The sequence below is a fragment of the Aerococcus vaginalis genome (assembly GCF_053762225.1).
Genome location: NZ_JBSMYC010000001.1, coordinates 32,463 through 53,005 on the forward strand (window position 1 = coordinate 32,463; position 20,543 = coordinate 53,005).

Genomic DNA, 20,543 nt, shown 5'->3' on the forward strand with positions numbered 1-20,543 from the left:
GTTGCAACGTTGAGATACAGCTTTTTATTTGGGGCATTATTTATGATAATTTTTCTTTAACTCTTGAAAGTGATCATAGGCGCGTTGATTGTCAGCGTCGAGGTTATTCGGATCCCAACCTGGGACGAATTTACCATTAGTGACACGCGCCATCGCTTTGGCTGTCGCTTCCGTCTGATACTCAGCACGTACTTTTTGGACGAGTGGGATGTTCTTTTCAGATTCACTAACGGCAAAGACGAGTTTGAAGTCATCGGGAACCGTTTTTGGATCCTCGATGAACAACGCTTCGTCGGGTTCATAGTTCGCCGTACCAGCGACACTCGCACCGTTGATGAATAGATCGACATCATCCACATAGCTCATCATCGATGCGTATCGATCGGTTTGAAGGTGAGACGATGCGGATTTTCGGTAATATCATCAATCGTGTACAGTTTGTGGTCGCCAGATGCTAATGTGATCATATTGAGATCAGCGAAGGTACGTAATTGGTGATCCATGTTGACAGGATCATTGCCGATCGCCACGATACCACCAGTTGGGACATCCGCCAATTGATTGAGTGGTTTACTTTTCGGTGCCCAGATACCGAGTGGGGTGATCTGCGCATAGCCGATAGGAACTACCGCTAGATCATGATTCATAATGGTATCGAGCAGGAACGGTGAGTATTGATAGGTGACCGCATCAACGGCACCTTCATCCACGGCAATATCCGGCTGCACGTAATCGCTAAACATCTTGATTTCGAGATCGATATTCTGCTTCTTGAGTCGTTCACCGACGTCACGCCAAACATCACGGTTGAAGTCGCTATTGACACCGACCGTAAATATTTCGCGTGATTGTTCGAACGTTTGTTGCTGATCGGTACAACCGACCAACAATAGTAGAAACAATAAAATAATCGAAAACAAGCGTTTTGATTTCATGCAGCTAACTTTCCTTCCAACACTGATCAGATGAGTGAATAGACTATTCTAATTCAGCTTGTTCTTTTTTCAATTCTTGGAAGTAATTGTAAGCTTTCTCGTTGTCACCTTCAACATCGTCTTTGTTCCAACCTGGCAAGAATTTACCATTCGTAATACGATCCATTGCTTCTGCTGTCGCATCGCTCTGGTATTCGTTTAATACTTTTTGAACGAGGGGATCATCTTTATCATCAGCACGTACCGCAAACACTAATTTGAATTCATCTGGGATATCTTTTGGATCTTCGATGAATAATGCATCGGACGGTTCATAGTCGCTTCTGCCGGCAACGCTCGCGCCGGTAATGAAGAGATCGACATCATCGATCAGACTCATCATAGAAGAGGTATCCACTTCTTTGAATTCAAGATTGTGCGGATTACTTGTGATATCGTCCTGAGTATAAAGCTGACCTTCGTCTTCGGTTAATTCAATCAAACCGATTTGTTCAAAGATACGTAGCTCGTGATTCAAGTTGACAGGGTCGTTACCGATAGCGACTGATGTCCCATCTGGCAGATCGTCGAGACTCTGGATGTTGTCTTTGCTCTTCGGTGTCCAGATACCAATCGGCGTGATCTGGGCATAAGCGATCGGTACGAGATCCAACTCGTGGTTGGTGGTGGTATCTAATAAGAATGGTGGGTATTGATAAGTATTCGCATCGATCGCACCCTCGGCGAGTGCGATATCTGGTTGGATGAAGTCGCTGAATTTCTTAACTTCTAAATCAACGCCTTGTGGCTCGAGACGTTTCGCGACATCACGCCAAATTTCAAAGTCAAAGTCACCACTCGCTCCGACGGTAAACTTTTCAGGTTCCCCATTTGACGTTGTATCATCGGCAGAAGGGATTTGACTACAACTGACGAGTACGAGTACAAGCACTAAAAGTGGTAATAAAAAATACCGACGTTTCATGATTTTAAGCCTTCCTTCATCAATTATTTTTTATTCTCAGCTTCTGTTTTTAGTTTTTGATAATAGTCATAGGCAATCTGATTATCGCCTTCGATATCATCTTTATTCCATCCTGGAACGAATTTGCCATCCGTGACACGATCCATCGCTTCAGCTGTAGCTTCCGTCTGATATTCTTTGAGAACTTTTTGAACGAGTGGATCGTCCTTATCTTCAGTGCGTACCGCAAAGACAAGTTTGAAATCATTACTCAAAGTTTCTGGATCCTCGATAAATAGGGCATCGCTCGGTTGATAGTCAGAGAGACCGGCGAGACTGCCCCAAGTAATAAAGATATCCACATCATCGACAAAACTCATCATTGAAGATGAATCCATCGCTTTGAATTCAAGATTCTTCGGATTTTCAGTAATATCCTCCAACGTGTAGAGTTGTCCCTCATCTGGTGTGAGCGTAATCAAACCAATATTTTGGATCACGCGCAATTCGTGATTTAAGTTGACAGGATCGTTAGCAATCGCCATTTTTCCGCCTTCTGGCACATCTGCTAAGCTATCGAGCGGCTGACTCTTCGGTGCCCAGATACCGAGCGGAGTGATCTGTGCATAGGCGATTGCAGTCAAATCGAGATCGTGATTCATCGCGTTATTGAGTAGGAATGATGAATATTGGTAGGAGTTCGCATCGATATCACCTTCATCCAGTGCGATATCTGGTTGAACGAAGTCGCTGAATTTTTTGACTTCGAGATCGACCCCTTGAGGTTCCAAACGTTTACCGATGTCTTCCCAGATTTCACGATCAAAATCGCCACTGGCACCGACCACAAAATGTTCCATATTCTCAGCATCAGAGCCCGCGCGGCCACAGCCGACGATCAAAATGGCTACAAAAAGTAACGATAAAATCGAATGTTTATGTTTCATTGTTAGCCTCCTTTCTATTTGTAAAATATTCGGACCCCAGTTGTCGATTGTAAACGCTTAGCATTGATTAGTAAAGGAGTTTGGTTTTTAATTGTTTGTATATTTCGAGGGGATATGTAAAATTTTATATAGCTGTGAACGCTTTATGTTACAATAGCTCCGAATGATTCAAAGGATGGAGGCCTTTAAGGATGTATTACGTTAAAAATCAATATCACGGTGATGAGATTTATGATGCAGAGTGGAATTTGGCCATTGAGTATCACCTGGTTGAAGAAGTAAAGTTGGATGAACCGATCCTCCTGTTCTATATCAATAAACCGGCGATTATTATTGGTAAGAACCAAAATACCCGTGCGGAGATCAATCAGGATTATGTGGATGAGCATGGGATCGACGTTGTCCGCCGCAAATCCGGTGGTGGGGCGGTTTACCACGACTACGGCAATATTTGTTTCTGCTTTATCACGAAAGATGATGGACTCTCTTTCCGTCGCTTCGAGAAATTTACGCAGCCGGTGATCGACGCCTTGCACAAGATGGGTGTCGATGGGGCAGAACTGAAAGGGCGCAATGATCTGATGATTAACGGCCAGAAGTTCTCAGGGAATGCGATGTATTCAAAAGACGGCCGTATGACAGCGCATGGAACATTAATGTTTGATGTGGATGTGGATGTCACGACGGATGCTTTAGTTCCGAAGAAAGAAAAACTCACTTCAAAAGGGATTCAATCCGTTAGAAAACGTGTGACGAACATCAAGCCGTATCTTCCAGAAGAAAATCAAGACATGACGATTGAAGACTTCCGCGAAGCGCTGCTCTTGAACATTTTCGATGTCGATGATGTCAAAGATGTGAAAGAGTACGTATTGGATGATGACGACTGGGAACAGATCAAAGCGATCCATGATGAATTTACCGGAAGTTTTGACTGGAACTACGGTAAGAATCCAAATTACCAACTTGTGAAGGAAGCGCGTACGGGTGCGGGACAGGTTGAATTCCATCTCGATATTGCGAACCAGCATATCGATCATATCAAGATCTACGGCGATTTCTTCGGATTAGGGGAGATCAAAGATGTGGAAGAACACCTCAAAGGTATTCCATACACTGCCGCCGCAATCAGAGAAGCATTGGACAACATTGATATCAACCATTACTTCGGTGACACGACGGCAGAAGAATTAACAGATATTTTGAAATAACCCATTGCAGTAAAGCAAGAAGAAAGAGCTGCCAAACCACAATACCTGTGGTCGGGCAGCTCTTTTCTTCGTTCGTATGTGTTATTCAAAAATATCTCGCAGCGGGATGAGTGAATGATTTTTGAAGATTAATTCACCGTGTTCATGCAGAACATTCTCATTAAATGGTGAGATGTTCGCGAATTCGAGAATATAGTAGCCGACATTTTTCACGTTATAAACGTCAAAAGTCATCGCATCGAAATAGGCAACCAGGTAGAAGTGATCGTTGTAGTGATAAACTTCGTAGGTGATCCCGTAGTCCGTCATATCCGTATCCTGAGAGACATTAATTAGATCGTCGAGTGAATTAAATTCAAACGTGGTGACAATCGTATTGGCGTATTCATGATATGGAAAGACTTCTTTTTTCTTCTTACTACTACCATCGTCGATATCCAACGCGTCGATATCAATATCGTCGTTGGCGGTGATGGCTTTCAGCAATTCTTCAATTTGTTGTTTACTATCATCACTATTATCTTGCGCTTTACTAATGTACAAGTCTAAACCGCCTCTTTTCGGCATGACTTGGAACGTGACGGAGTCGCTCTGTTGGAACTTATTCGATACATCCGCTTCTTCTAGAATAGACATAAAGAAATGTTCAACTTCGCTGCGGTTCTGCAGCAAATCCATAATCGAAACACCACGCTCTGCGAGATCGTCGGCATCGATGAAGACACGCAACGTATTTTCATTGATGTATTCCATTTCCATAGCTCTCACCTCGATTACTCGTATTCAGTGTACTCTAAAATGCGCCAAGAGTAAACGATTGACGCATCGCAACCGTTAAAAAGGGTATAAGAAAACCCAAAGCACGGATAAACTATCTGTAGGCCTTGGGTTTTGATGTTAAGCGAGTTGGCGCAACGCTTCTTCGAGATTAAGCGTACGTACTTCACGCGGCAGGAAACGACGAATTTCATCTTCGTTGTAGCCGATCTGAAGACGTTTATCATCCATAATAATTGGACGTCTGAGCAACGCACTGTCGTTTTGGATGAGGGCGATCAATTCATCGAGTTTCAACTCATCGATATTGATACCGAGATCTTTAAAAGCTTTGGAGCGCGTGGAGATAATTTCTTCAGTACCATTCTCCGTCATTTTCAAGATATCTTTGATTTCTTCTTCAGATAACGGATTGGCAAAAATATTATGTTCGTGATATGGGATATCATTTTCTTCTAACCACGCCTTTGCTTTACGGCATGATGTACAGCTTGGTGAAGAATAGAGTTCAACCATCGAAGTCCACCCCTTTTTTAGGTTACTTGACTGACGTTTACTGACTTATTCTATCACGTTTTATGTCTACTCGCTATAGGATTTTCACATTTTTTAATTATTTTATCAAAAAAATTAAGATTTATTTGTGAAAGAGACAATAATGTTTCGCGATAACGACAATCTTTCTCCAGATATCCCATATGTGCAGAGTATTCACAGAAAATTTGCGATCGTTTTCATTGTGAATCGAGAAGAAAGCTAAATGAGCAGCAAAATAATAGCTTTAAGCGCCCTACAACTCAAAAGTAATACATTTTTAATCAGTGGTGTGTCTACTTTTTTTACCTTCTGCCCATGGGACAAAGGCTTTTTGTTCAAGTAAATCACGCATTTCTGATTGGAAAGGTTCACTATCGATGAGTGCCATACTTTCCGTATTCAAAAAGGTCGAACGCGGATCGAGATTAAATGAACCAAGGGCCGTCAAATGATTACCGTACAATACAGCTTTCATACGGACGCTACCATCGTCAATATAACTCATTAGCCGACTATAAGCATTGAGCCACGGTGCATAAGCGAGTGTCGCAGAAAAAGCAGGATAATTAGGCGATGTTTTCTTCGAATTGGTGAACAACGAGATTTTCTGTGTCCCTTTATCGAGTACCAAGATATCACAGAGCGATTCATATGGCACGGCGTAGGGCGTGACCCACGTAAATTCTGGATAACGATGCCCCAACTTAGCGATCACGCGTAGAATATTTGGCGCTTTGAGACATGGTTCAGCTGATTATGAACGAAGGAAACCCGCGCACGATAGACATCATGGACAGCTTCGCTTAGTAACTGACGCAATGCATGATTATTCATTACGGGTTTAGTAGTTACTTGACGCACAGGCTTAGCGTGTACGAGCGCTTCATAGTAATGTTCATAGTCATCTATGGCTGACGAGGCGCTATCTGCTAAACGACGAATACAGAAATCCAGGTCATAGACGGTACTGGGACTATCTTTGAAATAGAAACGATCCTGGATATTACGGCCGCCCGTAATGAGATAATCGTGGTCAACAATTAGTGCCTTGTCATGGATATTGTCATTAAACTTGTAGAAATTAAGTTTCGGATTATGATAGAGATAGAACGAAATATTTGGATGTCCTGTCAACAATTCGCGACGCCAGCGCTGCTGGAATGTAAACGTATGATTGAGATCATTGAGTAGTAGACGGATTTTCACGCCACGGTCCGCTGCGCTAATGATTTCATTCAACATCAGAGTGGCACTATCCGAATTATCAAACATGTAGTAGACCATATCGATACGCTCGGTCGCATGGCGAATCAAATACAGCTTGATATAGAGGGAATCCATGGCATCAGGGAGTAGGGCGACATCATCTTCGGGTACCCGCTGTATATTTTCAATGAGTGATTCATTATTGGCATCGTCTGTAGCCGGCGTGTGGTTCGCTTTTTCATGCATCGTGCTTGCAATTAAGGCGCTACTAGCGACCGCATCGACGACTAGGGCAGCCAGCGTTGCGACGGTACCGTATTTAAGTATTTTTTGATGCGTATATTTTAGCCTCCTAATATTGTTGATTATATGTTAGTTAAAACAATTACTGCTGTAAAATAAAACCTATGCAGTAAAAGCTGTCGAATTGTATTTTGTGACTTACCCGGAACTCTGGTAGAATAGCAATGATATTCGATAATTCGAAGCGGAGGAAATAAAGTTATGGAAAGAATCTTTTCAGGTATCCAACCGAGTGGTATCCCAACGATCGGGAACTATATCGGTGCCTTAAAGCAATTTGTTGACTTGCAGGAAGACTATGAAACCTTCTACTGTGTTGTTAACCAACATGCGATTACAGTGAAACAGGATCCGGAAGCATTGCGTCAAAATACGCGCTCGCTCGCTGCGTTGTATTTAGCGCTCGGTCTCGATCCTAAGAAATCAACGATCTTCGTTCAGAGTCATGTGCCAGCACATGCACAGGCAGGCTGGATTGTGGAATGTTTGTCACCGCTCGGCGATATGGAGCGTATGACACAGTTCAAGGATAAAGCGCAGAAACAGGAATCGGTTTACTTAGGGCTCTTAGCTTATCCAGCGTTGATGGTCGCAGATATTATTCTCTATCAGGCAGACAAAGTACCGGTGGGGGCTGACCAGAAACAGCATATGGAGTTAACGCAGCGTTTCGTTGATCGTTTCAACAGTCGTTTTGCAACGAAGGAACAACCGATCTTACATCGTCCAGCACCATTGATTCCGAAATCTGGTGGTCGTGTGATGAGCTTGCTTGATCCAACGAAGAAGATGAGTAAGTCAGATAAGAATCCAAAAGGTTATATTTCATTATTGGATGAACCGAAGAAGATTACGAAGAAGATCAAATCTGCGGTGACGGACTCCTCCGGTGAAATTGCCTATGATCCAGAAAATAAACCGGGCGTTTCTAACTTATTATCCATCTATTCTGCATTCTCCAACCGTTCGATTGACGACTTGGTGAAGGAATACGATGGTAAAGGTTACGGTGCCTTCAAAGGTGATTTGGCAGAATGCGTGGTTAGTGTGATGGAACCAATGCAGGCACGCCATGCGGAATTGATGCAGAGTAGCGAACTCGATGATATCTTGGCTGAAGGCGCAAAACACGCGAATGAAGTTGCCAGACAGACACTGGCAGAGATTGAACGCGCCATCGGTTTTCGCTAATTCATAAATGAAAAGAACACACTCTCAGCGTACTTAATCAGTAGAGGAGAGTGTGTTTTTATGTATTATGCGCTATGTAACAATGAACCAGTGCGAGCGAATGAAGAAGCGACTAAATCGCTGCATGCACCACATCGCCATTACTATTGTCCAGACCGTGGACAACCCGTACAGTTAGTCATTAGTCAACGGAAACGACCGTATTTTAAGCATTACGGCAAGTTATCTACTGCAAACGAATCCATCTGGCATCAGAAGAATAAGCAGTGGATTGCGCGTACACTGAAACGTGTAGGAATAGAGGCAGTGCTAGAATTACCGTTAGCAGATGGTGAACGGCGAGCGGATGTTTATGTAACGATGGGAGAGCAAACCTTAACGATTGAATTGCAGTCGTCATTAATTACAGCTCTTGAAGTCAGTAAACGACAAAAAGATTATGAAACTTATAAAATAAAAGTGATATGGTTGCTGAATGAATCGCAAGCACATTATCAGTATCGACCATCCAATTTTCAGCGACTAACACCCTTTATGCGAACACATGACACATTTGGGGTATACTTACCTTACTGGCAGTCGGATGAGAAGCGTGTGCATCTCTTATCTGTGGATTTCTTCGGACGGATGACTCAGCGTTGGATCCTATCGATTGAGGATTATCTGGCGATCTGTACGAGTGATGACGCACCGTTTGAACATTCAGCACGTAAAGTATCATGTCCAAAGGCGAAGCAGCGGACGATGACGCAATTAGTACAGCAGAAAACGCGACTGCTCAGGCATCCCACGCAGGTTGAGAAAACATTGCTGGCATTACTCTATCAACATCATGTATCAACAGACACCTTGGCGCTCGATTATTTTAATTATGACTATCCGAGCGTGTTCGTTCAAGAGAAACTCAGTCATGTACTCGTGTTGATGACGTTGCTTAGACGGCTCAATATACCATCGGAAGATTATCAGCGTCAGCTCTTCCAATGGCTGCATTTTCGCCAGTTTAACTGTGAGATTAAACCCTATCTTTCACAATGGCTCAATCACGTGTGGCTACTCTCAAAGCAATTTGAACATATGAAGGAGGAATCATCATGGCAAAAGTAACACAAGTGAAACCACGTCAAGAGATCTCAGCAGATGATCAGTGGGATTTGACGACGGTATTTGAAACGGATGACGCATGGCAGGTGGCTTATGAAGACGTTGCTGAACGTTTACCAGCAATCGAAGCGTTCCGTGGACGTCTCAGTGAAGGCGATTCAGTCGTTATCGAAGCATTCGAAACGATTCTAGCAATCAGTCGTGAACTCGAGAAAGTTGTCGTCTACGCCAACATGAAACATGATCAGGAAACACAGGTGACTGCATACATCCAGATGAATGATCGGGCAGAACAACTCGCCACACAGACGGGCGAAGCGACGGCTTGGTTTGAACCGGAAGTCCTCAGTTTGTCAGATGACATCAAGGCAGCTCTCAGTGCGGATGAACATTACGGTCATTACTTCGAAGCCTTACTCAAGAAGGACGGCCACGTGCTCTCCGATAAGGAAGAAGCCCTACTCAGTACGCTCGCACCTGTACTATCTAATAGCGAGAATGTGTTCAGTTATCTGAGCGATACTGATCTCAAATTCGGTGAGGTGACTGACGAAAACGGCGAGAAGATTACCATCAGCCACGGTAGTTACGGTAAACTTCTCGAATCATCGAACCGTGAGCTACGCAAACAAGCCTTCCATCAACTCCATGATGGGTACCGTCGCGTCAATAACACGATGGCATCCGTGATGAGTGGGAACGTGAAGAACCACAACGTCGACGCGAAAGTGCACAACTATCACTCTGCACGTGAAGCAGCGATGGCAGCGGATCACATTCCGGAAGAAGTTTACGATACCTTGGTTGAAACAGTGCATCGCTACTTGCCATTACTTCACCGTTACGTTGCCTTGCGTAAACAATTACTCGACGTCGATCAGCTCTACCCATACGACCTCTACGTCCCATTAACAGGGGAAGCACCGATCAGTTACACCTTTGCGGAAGCGAAAGAAGAATTATTCAAAGCTCTAGCGCCACTCGGTGAAGACTATCTCAAGAACTTGCATCGTGCCTTCGATGAGCATTGGATCGATATTTATGAAAATATCGGAAAAACATCAGGTGCCTACTCATCCGGCGTGTACGACACGAATCCGTTCGTATTATTGAACTGGCAAGATTCCTTGAACGACTACTACACGCTCGCTCACGAACTCGGCCACAGCATGCATAGTCTCTACACCGCTGAAAATCAACCATATGTTTACGGCAGCTATCCGATCTTCCTTGCTGAAATTGCGTCTACCACAAACGAGAATATCCTGACGCATTACTTGCTTGAGACGAAGAAGAATCCTGAAACACAGATCTACCTATTGAGTTACTTCTTGGACTCTGTGAAAGGAACGATCTTCCGCCAGACGCAGTTCGCGGAATTCGAACACTTCATGCATCAAGCCGCACAGGAAGGGCAGGCGCTCACGCCAGAATTACTGAATGAGAAGTACTTCGAATTGAATAGCGAATACTATGGGCCAGCGTTATCCACCGAAGATCGCGATATTACCTACGAATGGTCACGTATTCCACACTTCTACTACGATTATTACGTCTACCAGTACGCGACCGGCTTCTCAGCAGCGACAGCACTTGCAGAACGTGTCACAAGTGGCGATCCTGAAAAGGTAGACGCTTATCTCCAATTCTTAAAATCTGGAGATTCCGATTATCCGCTCGAAATCATGAAACGTGCCGGTGTCGACATGACGAATGCTGATTATATCGAAGCCACCATGAAACTCTTCGAACAGCGACTCGATCAATTAGAAGCATTGCTATCAGAGAGATAAAATAGATACATCAAAGTGCTAGCGAGAAGAGGTTGCTAGCACTTTTTTGATGATCAGAAAATCCCCTGAAAGACTATCTCTCAGAGGATGTATCACCTGTTTATATCAAGAATCTAAATTAACTAATTGAGGAACGATAGGATAGTAGTAATAATAAAGTATATCGCAACACCGCCGAAAAATCCGGATATTGCTGCCTTTCATAGATCTGGGCGTTTTTTCATGATGATCCCTCCTAGAGAAGATACTGATAATCAGTGAATGAGTAATGTCATTTAAGTAATAGGCAGTTCTTTATGATAACGCAAACATGCATGTGCTTAAAGGGATTCCATAAATGCATGACAATATTTTCATATTATATCCATATCTATAAAAATAACCTCTAGAGACAGTCGCAACATGACCTTCCTAGAGGTTATTTGTTTGTATTAATATTCTTTGTGCCAAGCAAGCCTCAGCGGTGTCTGCTCTAATTCATCAATTGCAGGGTTACCTGAAGAGTCGTGGAGATATTCCAACAACTGTTCTAAAGTTTTTGAAGTGACATGTTGTTCAATTTTAATTGCACAGTCGTCATTCACAGAATCAGAGACAATGAGCGTTGGCAATTTGTCGACACGCATGTCTTTCATGAGTTGAATATCTCTCTGGTAATCTTTACGAATATAGCGTGAGGTAAAACCATTGAGCCAGGTCTGATAGTCGATATCATTTTGACGAATGATGTCTTTTACGGCATCGTCCCGACATCGCTCGCGATTATTGATGAACGCCTTTTGCATTGACAGTAGTAGTTGATTGGCAACCTGTTTACCTTGGAGCGCTGCCGTTTTAAAGGCGAGCGCCACTTGGTAATTCGCCATGAAATTAAAGTCAGCATATTCAAAGGCGGGTTGTCCCGCATGATTATCGAGTTTATTTTCGTGATAGCAGAGAATCCGTAATGAAACGTTCTGATCGGATTCTTGAACGAACGTGAAAATTTCCTTTTCCACGCGGAAGCTATCCGGATCTAATGGGTTGACGAATAAGAATAGATCAAAGTAATGCGTGGATGGATGTTTAGTTGATTTTTGGCTGAGTGTCACAAACTCATCCATGAGATTGACCTCCTTCTTCTAATGGATAGAGCGGTTCTGTCCGCTGCATGCGGATCATTTTCTTTTCAGATGGACGGATGGGAATGTGATGTTGTTTAAGCAAGTCTAAAAACTGCTGCTCACCATCCGATGGTTCGAGCGTCGTCTCCATCTCAAGCTCGTAATCGGTGTAATGATCGAAATGACATTCATCGAAAACGAGCGTGCTATTTGGAATTTCAGTTTCGATACGTCGGGTTTCAAAAGCTGCGAAACGCGAAACGTTATCGAGCGACAGTTGATGCTTTGCGAGTTCAGCGCGAATCGCTGGCGCTTCTGGCATCGCACCGTCTGTAATGACTGCTTGTGCTTCATTATGTGTGAGTTTGTCGGTAATTTCAATCATTTGGTTTTTCCCACTCGGTTGTTTCAGCGTGAGATGGCGATAATGATCTGTAAGGCGGAGGCGTAAACCGATGCGTGCCTCACGCAATTCGAAGTCGGGCGTATCGAAATAATAGTTGGTTTGAATGATCGCATCGGTTGCCTGCCGGTCGAAATGATCCAATAGTCGTTGGTATTCCAAACGACTGATCATATTCTTAAATTCCGTTTCCAACTGCTGACTCATCAAAACTCACTCACATTCTTTAAATTTTCATTTTAGCGTATTAGTTATTATACTGAATTTCGCTTTCACTTACAGTTTTTGTGTTTGCGCCCGTGAATTTGCATCGGCGGATGTGCTAGAATTTAGAAGACTAAACGAACGATCGAATAAATGGAGGACTAATATGAAGTACTCGGTTTTTAATAATGATAATGAAGAATCCATAGAAATCAAAAATTATATCGAAGAACAACTTGAAAAATACGATTTTGAAATTGATGAAGAGTCGCCCGAGCTCGTGATTACAGTCGGCGGTGATGGGACGCTTTTGGCCGCGTTCCATCATTATGAAAATCAGTTGGATAGCATTCGTTTTACGAGTGTGCATACAGGACATTTGGGGTTCTACACCGACTGGCTCAAGGAGGATGTTGACCATCTCATCCAAGGTCTCGCTACTGATGAAGGAGAAGATATCAGCTATCCGATACTCAAGGTAGGCGTTACCGATCGTCACGGGGCTACGATCGAGAAATTGGCTTTGAACGAGGCGACTGTTCGTCGTTATGAAGGAACGATGAAAGCAAACATCTACATCAAAGATGAGCTCTTCGAACGCTATCGTGGTGACGGCCTCTGTATTTCAACACCGACCGGCTCTACCGGACTCAATAAATCACTCGGTGGTGCAGTGATTCACCCGAGTTTGCGTTCCCTGCAGTTGACTGAAATTGCGCCATTGAATAACCGCGTTTACCGCAGTTTGTCTAGCCCTGTCATTACGTGTGACCATGAATGGTTTACCGTCGATCTCGGAAAAGAAGATCAGAGTGGTATCTTCATGACGCTCGATCAGTTCACCATTTCCTTGAAATACATTGAAAAGGTTCGCTTCGAAGTCGCTGAACAACAAATTCACTTCTCACGCTATCGTCATACGCACTTTTGGGATCGTGTGCACCAGTCATTTATCAGCGATCAGCCGGGAGCGAAGTAGTGGGATTACAGTTTCAATGGCAGGCAGATCGTGATGTGAAGCTGAAGACGTTTCTGAAACATCAGCGGATATCGCGCTCGCTGCTCGTGCGTATCAAACAGTATGGTGGTATCTGGGTGAATGGTGAAGCGGTGCCTGTGACCTATCCAGTGGTTGCTGGTGATCAGGTTACGATTGAGCTACCGAGTGAAGGGAAGCAGGAAGAAATCCTGCCAAAAGAAGGCGTGCTTGAAATCCTTTATGAAGATGCACACTATCTCATTGTCAATAAACCAGCTGGTGTCCGGACGCTTCCAGTCCGTTATCACGATGATACGTCGTTAGCGAGTACGATCAAGTACTACTATCAGACGCAGGGATACGAAGATCAGGTCATCCATCCGATTATGCGTCTCGATGGGGGAACATCCGGTGCGGTGATGTTTGCGAAACATCAATTCGCGCATTCCATCATGGCAAAGGAGATGGCGGATAAACGATTGGCAAAGTACTACACGGCTTGGACGGCACAACCTGTTTCTGAGCAGGCGCACGGTCTTATCGACTTGCCGATTGGTCGCACGGAAGATTCGATCATCAAACGTTGCGTGCGTGATGATGGCAAGGCAGCGCAGACCGAGTACTGGTTGCAGTCGGAGACGAGCGATGGCTACTATCAATATCGCCTGCAACTGCATACAGGGCGCACACATCAGATTCGCGTGCACTTCTCGCACGAAGCGGCGCCACTCGTTGGCGATGATCTCTACGGCAGTAACGATGACATACTTTCGCATCAAGCGTTACATTGTCGCCAGTTGATTTTTACACATCCGTTCACACAAGAAAAATTAACGATCAACGCACCGTATCCTGAAGATTTAGCGCAATTACTCGCTGAATAATCCAAAATCGAGAGAAAGAGAGGACCTGCGTATGACAGACGAAAAACATGAAAACCAAAATGACGAATTAAAAGAATTAACCGATATGGAAAAATTTGAAAACGTCACGAAATTACTGAAGGAACATAATCGTGAGGGTTTTCGTGAGGAATTAATGGCCAACCATACCTACGAGCAGGCGCAGATCTATGTGAATTTAGATGCGAAGCAGCGTCAAATCGCGAATGGCTATTTAACGCCTTACGAACTCGCAAGTATTTATGATGTGTTCGACGAAGATACGTTCAAAGAAATTATTTCATTCCTGGCAAATATGGATGATCGCCGCGCTTCTGCGATCTTAGCGGAGATGTATCGCGACAATGCGGCCGATATTCTACAGGAAATTAAACCGACCAAAGCGCAGATCTATTTACGCTTAATGCCAAAAGGTCAGGCTGATGAATTAAAAGTTCTGATGCAGTATGAGGATGATACAGCCGGTTCGATTATGACGACCGACTTCGTTTCTCTGCAGGCCAATCAGACGGTAAAATCCGCCATGACCTTGGTGCGTTCTAAGGCGAATGTGGCCGAAACGATCTACTACTTGTACGTAGTTGATGATAATAATCGTATCGTCGGGGTTGTGACCTTGCGTGATATGATGCTGTCGGATGCGAATGAGTTCGTTTCTGACATCATGAGTGAGCGTGTGGTGGCGGTCAATGTTCACGATGACCAGGAGATCGTTGCCCAAGTCATTCGTGACTACGACTTCATGGCGATCCCAGTTACCGAATATACGGGAGAACTCGTCGGTATTATCACCGTTGACGACATCTTGGACGTTATGGATGAAGAAGCCTTGGAAGACTACTCCGGTTTGGCTGCCGTTGACGTCGATGAAGTACATGAAACCTCCGTCCAAGCTGCTGCTGGTCGTTTGCCATGGTTGGTTACGTTGTTATTCCTTGGGATGGGAACCGCAACGTTAATCGGACGTTTTGAAGGCTTAATTTCAGAAGTGGCCACACTGTCACTATTCATTACCTTGGTCACAGGGACAGCCGGTAACGCGGGGACGCAGTCGTTGGCCGTTGCCGTGCGTCGTCTCGCCATGCCAAAAGAAGAGCATTCCGGTTTCTTCCGCATGATTATTCACGAGATTGTGATCGGACTGATCAGTGGACTAGCAACTGGAGTGACGATTTTCTTAATTATTACCATATGGCAGCGCAATTTAGCATTAGCTGGTGTCGTCGGTATTGCGATGCTTTCAGCGATCACTGTAGCTAACTTGGCTGGTAGTTTAGTGCCAATGTTGATGGATAAATTAGGCTTTGATCCAGCAGTGGCTTCTGGGCCGTTTATTACGACGCTTTCTGACTTAACCAGTGTGTTAATTTATTTCTCTGTGGCGACGCAATTTATGCCATTTTTGGTATAATATCGGCACGAGAAAACGATGAAAAAACGAGGATGATAATTAATGAGTTTACAAGACGAAGTCGCAAAACGTCGTACGTTTGCGATTATTTCTCACCCGGACGCAGGGAAAACAACAATCACGGAGCATTTACTTTTATACTCTGGTGCGATTCGCCAAGCGGGTACCGTTAAAGGTAAGAAGACTGGAAAGTTCGCAACATCTGACTGGATGGCAATCGAACAGCAACGTGGGATTTCGGTAACGAGTTCGGTAATGCAGGTGGACTACGATGGCTATCAGATTAATATTGTCGATACGCCGGGGCACGAGGACTTTTCTGAAGACACGTATCGTACGTTAATGGCGGTTGACAGTGCCGTGATGGTGATCGACTCTGCAAAGGGGATCGAGCCACAGACGAAACGATTATTCGAGGTTGCCAGCAAGCGTGGCATTCCGATCTTTACCTTTATGAATAAGCTCGACCGTGTCGGGCGCGATCCGATGGAATTGGTCGCTGAGTTGGAAGATGTGTTAGGCATTGATGCGTATGCGATGAACTGGCCAATGGGGATGGGTAAGAACTTAGAGGGGCTTTATGATATTTATAATAAACGTTTAGAGCTAACCCATCCAGACGACAATGGTGGCAATGACTTCTTACCGCTCGACGAGAATGGGGAAGTTTCCTCAGAATATGCGGTCGCACAATCTGGCTACTACGAGGAAGCCTTGGAAAATGCGCAGTTATTGCAAGAGGCCGGTAATCCGTTCGATGCCGAAGCCATTAAAAATGGTCAATTAACGCCTGTCTTCTTCGGTTCAGCGCTGACTGGGTTTGGGGTACAGACTTTCCTCGACGCTTTCGTTGAATATGCGCCAGCACCGAAACCTGAAAAAACGACAGATGGTCAGCTCATCGACCCAAATGATGAACGTTTGACTGGTTTTATCTTCAAAATTCAGGCGAATATGGATCCGCGCCACCGCGACCGTATTGCGTTCGTACGTATTAGTTCCGGTTCCTTCCACGAAGGTGACGAAGTGCTTATCGAACGTACGGGTAAGAGCGTGCGCTTGAACAATACGACACGCTTTATGGCGGATAGCCGTGAAAATGCGGATGCGGCGGTGGCCGGTGATATTATCGGCCTGTACGATACAGGAAACTTCCAGATTTCCGATTCGATCTATCAAGGGAAGGAAAAAATAGCCTTCCCACCGTTGCCGTACTTCACGCCGGAAATGTTTATGAAGGTGGTACCGAAGAACGTGATGAAGCAGAAATCCTTCCATAAGGGAATTGAGCAGCTCGTTCAAGAAGGGGCGATCCAGCTGTACAAGACTTGGCATACGGAAGAGTACATCATCGGTGCGGTCGGGCAATTACAGTTTGAAGTGTTCCAATACCGCCTAGAGAATGAATATAATTCCGAAGTGGAGATGCATCCAATGGGGCGCAAGATTGCGCGTTGGATTGATCCAGAAGATCTCGATACGTCAATGTCATCGTCACGAAATCTTCTCTGTAAAGACCGCTTCGATCAACCTGTCTTCCTCTTCGAGAATGTCTTTGCGAAGAATTGGTTTGAACAGAAATATCCAGATGTTGAATTAAAAACATTATTATAATTTAGATACAAAAAAACTCCCGCGACGGCAATAGCTTTCGCGGGAGTTTTGCGTTGTTTATTCTTGGGGGATTAATTGTACGTTGTTTTAGTTTTCGTTATCTTCTTTATCTGCTTTGTCAGTCTCGTTTGTTTCCTCTGAATTATCAGTTTTCGTCACTTTTTCTGAACTGAAGTTATCGACCACAATCTGATCATCAGTATTCGTATCGAAGTGGACATAATGTAATTCAGGGTTCTTCAAGTAGACGTCAGCCACTTGATTTTCGATCTGATCTTGAATGATACGACGGAGTGGACGAGCGCCCATCTGCGGGTTGTAACCGAGATCAACGAGGCGTTCCTTCACAGCAGCAGTCGTATCAATGTGAATTTCTTGACCATCGAGCATTTCATTTAATTCATCGATCATCAAGTCCACAATCTTCGTGAGCTGTTCTTTCTTGAGCGGTTGGAACTTCACGATCGCATCGAAACGGTTCAAGAATTCAGGTTTGAAGAATTCTTCGAGCTGGTTGATGACGTTGGCTTGTTCTTGATCGCGATCGCGTGCGCCGAATCCGACGCTGGCTTCCGTACCACCGCTACCAGCGTTAGATGTCATAATCAGAATCGTATCTTTGAAGGATACGGTACGTCCCTGTGCATCCGTTAGGCGTCCATCTTCCATTACTTGGAGGAAGGTGTTCAATACATCAGGATGCGCTTTTTCGATTTCATCCAACAAGATCAAAGAGTACGGATGACGACGAACGCGTTCAGTCAATTGACCAGCTTCTTCATAACCAACATATCCAGGAGGTGAACCGATCAATTTAGAGACGGAGTGTTTCTCCATGTATTCCGACATGTCGAAACGTACCATCGCGTCTTTGGAGCCGAAGAGTTCTTCCGCTAATTGACGTGCCATTTCGGTTTTACCAACACCGGTAGGCCCGACGAATAGGAAGCTACCGATTGGACGCTGTGAATGATTGAAGCCAATACGATTTCTGCGGATTGCATTAGAAACTTTTTCAACGGCTTCGTCTTGACCGATGACATTCTGTTTCAAATTCGCATCGAGGTTGACGAGCTGTGTCTGTTCATTTTCTTGTAAGTCGCCGACTGGAATACCCGTCTTCTTCTCAATCAGTTTTTGGATGTCGCTGACGTTAATCACTGGGGTATTTTCCGGCACAGACTCATTCTTATCGCGCATTTCCTTGTAATGTTGGAGTTGATCGCGATAGTAGGCAGCTTTTTCATAGTTCTCAGATTCTGTTGCCATTGCTTTGAGATTTTCCAATTCATCAATCTGCTTATCGAGCGTTTCTTTGTCTAAGAACGGCACGGACAAGTTTTTCTTTGAACCGGATTCGTCGAGTAGGTCGATCGCTTTATCTGGCAACTGACGATCGGTGATGTAGCGATCAGAAAGCGTAACCGTCGCACGCAACGCATCCTCAGCATATTCCACACTGTGGAATTTTTCGTATTTTGGTGCGATACCTTCGATAATCTTGATCGTTTCTTCAACGCTCGGTTCATTGACAGTGATTGGTTGCAGACGACGTGCGAGGGCGGCATCTTTTTCGATATTTCTAAATTCAGTAAATGTCGTCGCACCAACGAGCTGCATTTCACCACGTGCAAGGGCAGGTTTCAAGATGTTACCCGCATCCATCGTATTGCCTTCCGTGCCACCAGCACCGACAATTTCATGGATTTCGTCGATGAAGAGAATGATATTTTTATTTTCACTGACTTCTTTGATCAGTTTCTGCATTTTCTCTTCGAACTGACCGCGGATACCTGTACCTTGAATCAGCGAAGCCACATCTAAACTGATAACTTCTTTTGATTGTAATTTCTGCGGCACTTCCTTGTCGACGATACGCTGCGCGAGTCCTTCGACCACGGCAGTTTTACCGACACCCGCTTCACCAATTAATACGGGATTATTTTTGTTACGGCGATTTAAGATTTCGACAATCTGTTGAATCTCTTCGTCACGTCCGATAATCGGATCGAATTTGCCTTGGCGTGCCAGTTCGGTGAGGTTTGTACCGTATTGGTCGAGGAAACCGTCGCCACCACCATTCGGGTTACCACCACCATTACCACCAAAGTTTGCCTGATTAATATTTGATGCGTTGAAGCCACCGCGTTCCTGGAATTGTCTGAAAATGTTATCGAGATCATTCCATCCGCTATTGCCCCAACGATTCATGTTGTTTTGATCATCATTTGAGTCGATAGTCGGTTGATCACTTTTCTTTCCGGTGACAACTTCGTAATAGCACGCCTGGCAAAGATTAACCGCTTGGCGTTTGCCGTTAATATTTGCATACATATGAATTGCAGCTTCACGTTTACCACAACGTTGACATACCATAATTCGTCACACTCCTTAATTGAAAACATTAAATCTATGATCTTTCAGTCAACAGGTATTGGCTTATCAGTTGACCTTATTTGACCTTACGGATGTATTATACATTGACCATTTTTGACTTTCAAGGGATAACTATCAAAAAGATATTAAAAAAATATAAAATGAGTAAAACGTATCTTAATAATGAAATAAAGGTCATTTGAGATAAACAACACATGAGTAGCTCTTGTTTATTAAGCGATTTAATGGTAAATTGTTTTCGTAAGCTTTTACATATCGCTAATAGTCGATACAGTAATAGAAAGTATTTATAGCATATATAAGGAGAGATTGAATTATGGAAAAACGCGATTTTCACATTACTGCTGAAACAGGTATTCACGCACGCCCAGCAACTTTATTAGTACAAACAGCTAGCAAATTTGAATCTGAAATCAAGTTAGAATACAAAGAAAAATCTGTTAACTTGAAATCTATCATGGGTGTTATGTCTTTAGGTGTTGGTCAAGGTGCTGACGTAACGATCACTGTTGAAGGTACAGACGAACAAGAAGCAATCGCAGCAATCGAAGACACTATGAAGAACGAAGGTTTATCTGAATAA

General features: G+C 44.0%; 20 protein-coding genes. 9 read left to right on the top strand and 11 right to left on the bottom strand.

The window, feature by feature from the left end; all coding sequences use genetic code 11:
• Positions 1-36: 36 nt before the first annotated feature.
• From ACWOEX_RS00170 to ACWOEX_RS00185, 4 genes are read right to left on the bottom strand one after another with little or no spacing between them, the layout of a single operon-like run.
• Positions 37-369, bottom strand: a complete 333-nt coding sequence (locus ACWOEX_RS00170; protein ID WP_455297243.1) for a hypothetical protein — start codon at positions 367-369, stop codon at positions 37-39.
• Positions 366-935 (bottom strand): MetQ/NlpA family ABC transporter substrate-binding protein, encoded by a 570-nt coding sequence (locus ACWOEX_RS00175; RefSeq protein WP_455297244.1) that lies wholly within the window; start codon positions 933-935, stop codon positions 366-368. Before ACWOEX_RS00175 ends, ACWOEX_RS00170 begins: the two co-directional genes overlap by 4 nt.
• Positions 936-978: 43 nt before the next feature.
• A complete protein-coding gene (locus ACWOEX_RS00180) occupies positions 979-1,899 on the bottom strand; it encodes a MetQ/NlpA family ABC transporter substrate-binding protein (protein WP_455297245.1) in 921 nt (306 codons plus the stop codon).
• A 23-nt stretch (positions 1,900-1,922) separates the two neighbouring features.
• On the bottom strand, positions 1,923-2,825 hold the full coding sequence (locus ACWOEX_RS00185; RefSeq protein WP_455297246.1) for a MetQ/NlpA family ABC transporter substrate-binding protein: 903 nt from the start codon (positions 2,823-2,825) through the stop codon (positions 1,923-1,925).
• A gap of 191 nt (positions 2,826-3,016) precedes the next feature.
• On the opposite strand from ACWOEX_RS00185, the gene ACWOEX_RS00190 reads away from it, so the two are divergent.
• Positions 3,017-4,036, top strand: coding sequence for a lipoate--protein ligase (locus ACWOEX_RS00190; protein WP_455297247.1), 1,020 nt, complete (start codon positions 3,017-3,019; stop codon positions 4,034-4,036).
• An 81-nt stretch (positions 4,037-4,117) separates the two neighbouring features.
• Here ACWOEX_RS00190 and ACWOEX_RS00195 read toward each other — a convergent pair whose 3' ends face one another.
• The 4 genes from ACWOEX_RS00195 to ACWOEX_RS00210 form a co-directional block, all read right to left on the bottom strand.
• Complete coding sequence (locus tag ACWOEX_RS00195; protein ID WP_455297248.1) at positions 4,118-4,795, bottom strand: adaptor protein MecA; 678 nt, start codon at positions 4,793-4,795, stop codon at positions 4,118-4,120.
• A 138-nt stretch (positions 4,796-4,933) separates the two neighbouring features.
• Complete coding sequence (spxA, locus tag ACWOEX_RS00200; RefSeq protein ID WP_455297249.1) at positions 4,934-5,329, bottom strand: transcriptional regulator SpxA; 396 nt, start codon at positions 5,327-5,329, stop codon at positions 4,934-4,936.
• Between the two features lie 298 nt (positions 5,330-5,627).
• Positions 5,628-6,053, bottom strand: coding sequence for a phospholipase D-like domain-containing protein (locus ACWOEX_RS00205; protein ID WP_455297250.1), 426 nt, complete (start codon positions 6,051-6,053; stop codon positions 5,628-5,630).
• 8 nt (positions 6,054-6,061) lie between these two features.
• Complete coding sequence (locus ACWOEX_RS00210; protein WP_455297251.1) at positions 6,062-6,802, bottom strand: phospholipase D-like domain-containing protein; 741 nt, start codon at positions 6,800-6,802, stop codon at positions 6,062-6,064.
• 258 nt (positions 6,803-7,060) lie between these two features.
• Here ACWOEX_RS00210 and trpS point away from each other — a divergent pair, with 258 nt between their 5' ends.
• From trpS to pepF, 3 genes are read left to right on the top strand one after another with little or no spacing between them, the layout of a single operon-like run.
• A complete protein-coding gene (gene trpS, locus ACWOEX_RS00215; protein WP_455297252.1) occupies positions 7,061-8,050 on the top strand; it encodes a tryptophan--tRNA ligase in 990 nt (329 codons plus the stop codon).
• Between the two features lie 60 nt (positions 8,051-8,110).
• On the top strand, positions 8,111-9,157 hold the full coding sequence (locus tag ACWOEX_RS00220; RefSeq protein WP_455297253.1) for a competence protein CoiA: 1,047 nt from the start codon (positions 8,111-8,113) through the stop codon (positions 9,155-9,157).
• A complete protein-coding gene (pepF, locus tag ACWOEX_RS00225; RefSeq protein WP_455297254.1) occupies positions 9,145-10,947 on the top strand; it encodes an oligoendopeptidase F in 1,803 nt (600 codons plus the stop codon). The genes ACWOEX_RS00220 and pepF overlap by 13 nt, the downstream gene beginning before the upstream one ends.
• Before the next feature lie 431 nt (positions 10,948-11,378).
• On the opposite strand, the gene ACWOEX_RS00230 is transcribed toward pepF, so the two are convergent.
• Together ACWOEX_RS00230 and ACWOEX_RS00235 are read right to left on the bottom strand one after the other, a co-directional pair.
• Positions 11,379-12,050, bottom strand: coding sequence for a DsbA family protein (locus ACWOEX_RS00230; protein ID WP_455297255.1), 672 nt, complete (start codon positions 12,048-12,050; stop codon positions 11,379-11,381).
• Positions 12,043-12,660: a CYTH domain-containing protein gene (locus ACWOEX_RS00235; protein ID WP_455297256.1), complete on the bottom strand. Its 618-nt coding sequence runs from the start codon at positions 12,658-12,660 to the stop codon at positions 12,043-12,045. The genes ACWOEX_RS00230 and ACWOEX_RS00235 overlap by 8 nt, the downstream gene beginning before the upstream one ends.
• Before the next feature lie 163 nt (positions 12,661-12,823).
• Between ACWOEX_RS00235 and ACWOEX_RS00240 the strand changes: the two genes are divergently transcribed.
• Genes ACWOEX_RS00240 through ACWOEX_RS00255 form a run of 4 tightly spaced genes read left to right on the top strand, consistent with a single transcriptional unit; the run spans position 12,824 to position 17,563 of the window.
• Entirely contained in the window at positions 12,824-13,636 is an 813-nt protein-coding gene (locus ACWOEX_RS00240) for an NAD kinase (RefSeq protein ID WP_455297257.1), read from the top strand.
• Positions 13,636-14,520 carry an RluA family pseudouridine synthase gene (locus ACWOEX_RS00245; RefSeq protein ID WP_455297258.1) on the top strand — a complete coding sequence of 295 codons (885 nt, stop codon included), beginning with the start codon at positions 13,636-13,638 and terminating at the stop codon, positions 14,518-14,520. Before ACWOEX_RS00240 ends, ACWOEX_RS00245 begins: the two co-directional genes overlap by 1 nt.
• A gap of 31 nt (positions 14,521-14,551) precedes the next feature.
• On the top strand, positions 14,552-15,949 hold the full coding sequence (mgtE, locus tag ACWOEX_RS00250) for a magnesium transporter (protein ID WP_455297259.1): 1,398 nt from the start codon (positions 14,552-14,554) through the stop codon (positions 15,947-15,949).
• Positions 15,950-15,991: 42 nt separating this feature from the next.
• Complete coding sequence (locus ACWOEX_RS00255) at positions 15,992-17,563, top strand: peptide chain release factor 3 (RefSeq protein ID WP_455297260.1); 1,572 nt, start codon at positions 15,992-15,994, stop codon at positions 17,561-17,563.
• A gap of 87 nt (positions 17,564-17,650) precedes the next feature.
• Here the strand turns inward: ACWOEX_RS00255 and ACWOEX_RS00260 are convergent, their stop codons facing one another.
• Positions 17,651-19,939, bottom strand: a complete 2,289-nt coding sequence (locus ACWOEX_RS00260) for an AAA family ATPase (protein ID WP_455297261.1) — start codon at positions 19,937-19,939, stop codon at positions 17,651-17,653.
• Positions 19,940-20,276: 337 nt separating this feature from the next.
• On the opposite strand from ACWOEX_RS00260, the gene ACWOEX_RS00265 reads away from it, so the two are divergent.
• Positions 20,277-20,543, top strand: coding sequence for a phosphocarrier protein HPr (locus ACWOEX_RS00265; RefSeq protein ID WP_455297262.1), 267 nt, complete (start codon positions 20,277-20,279; stop codon positions 20,541-20,543).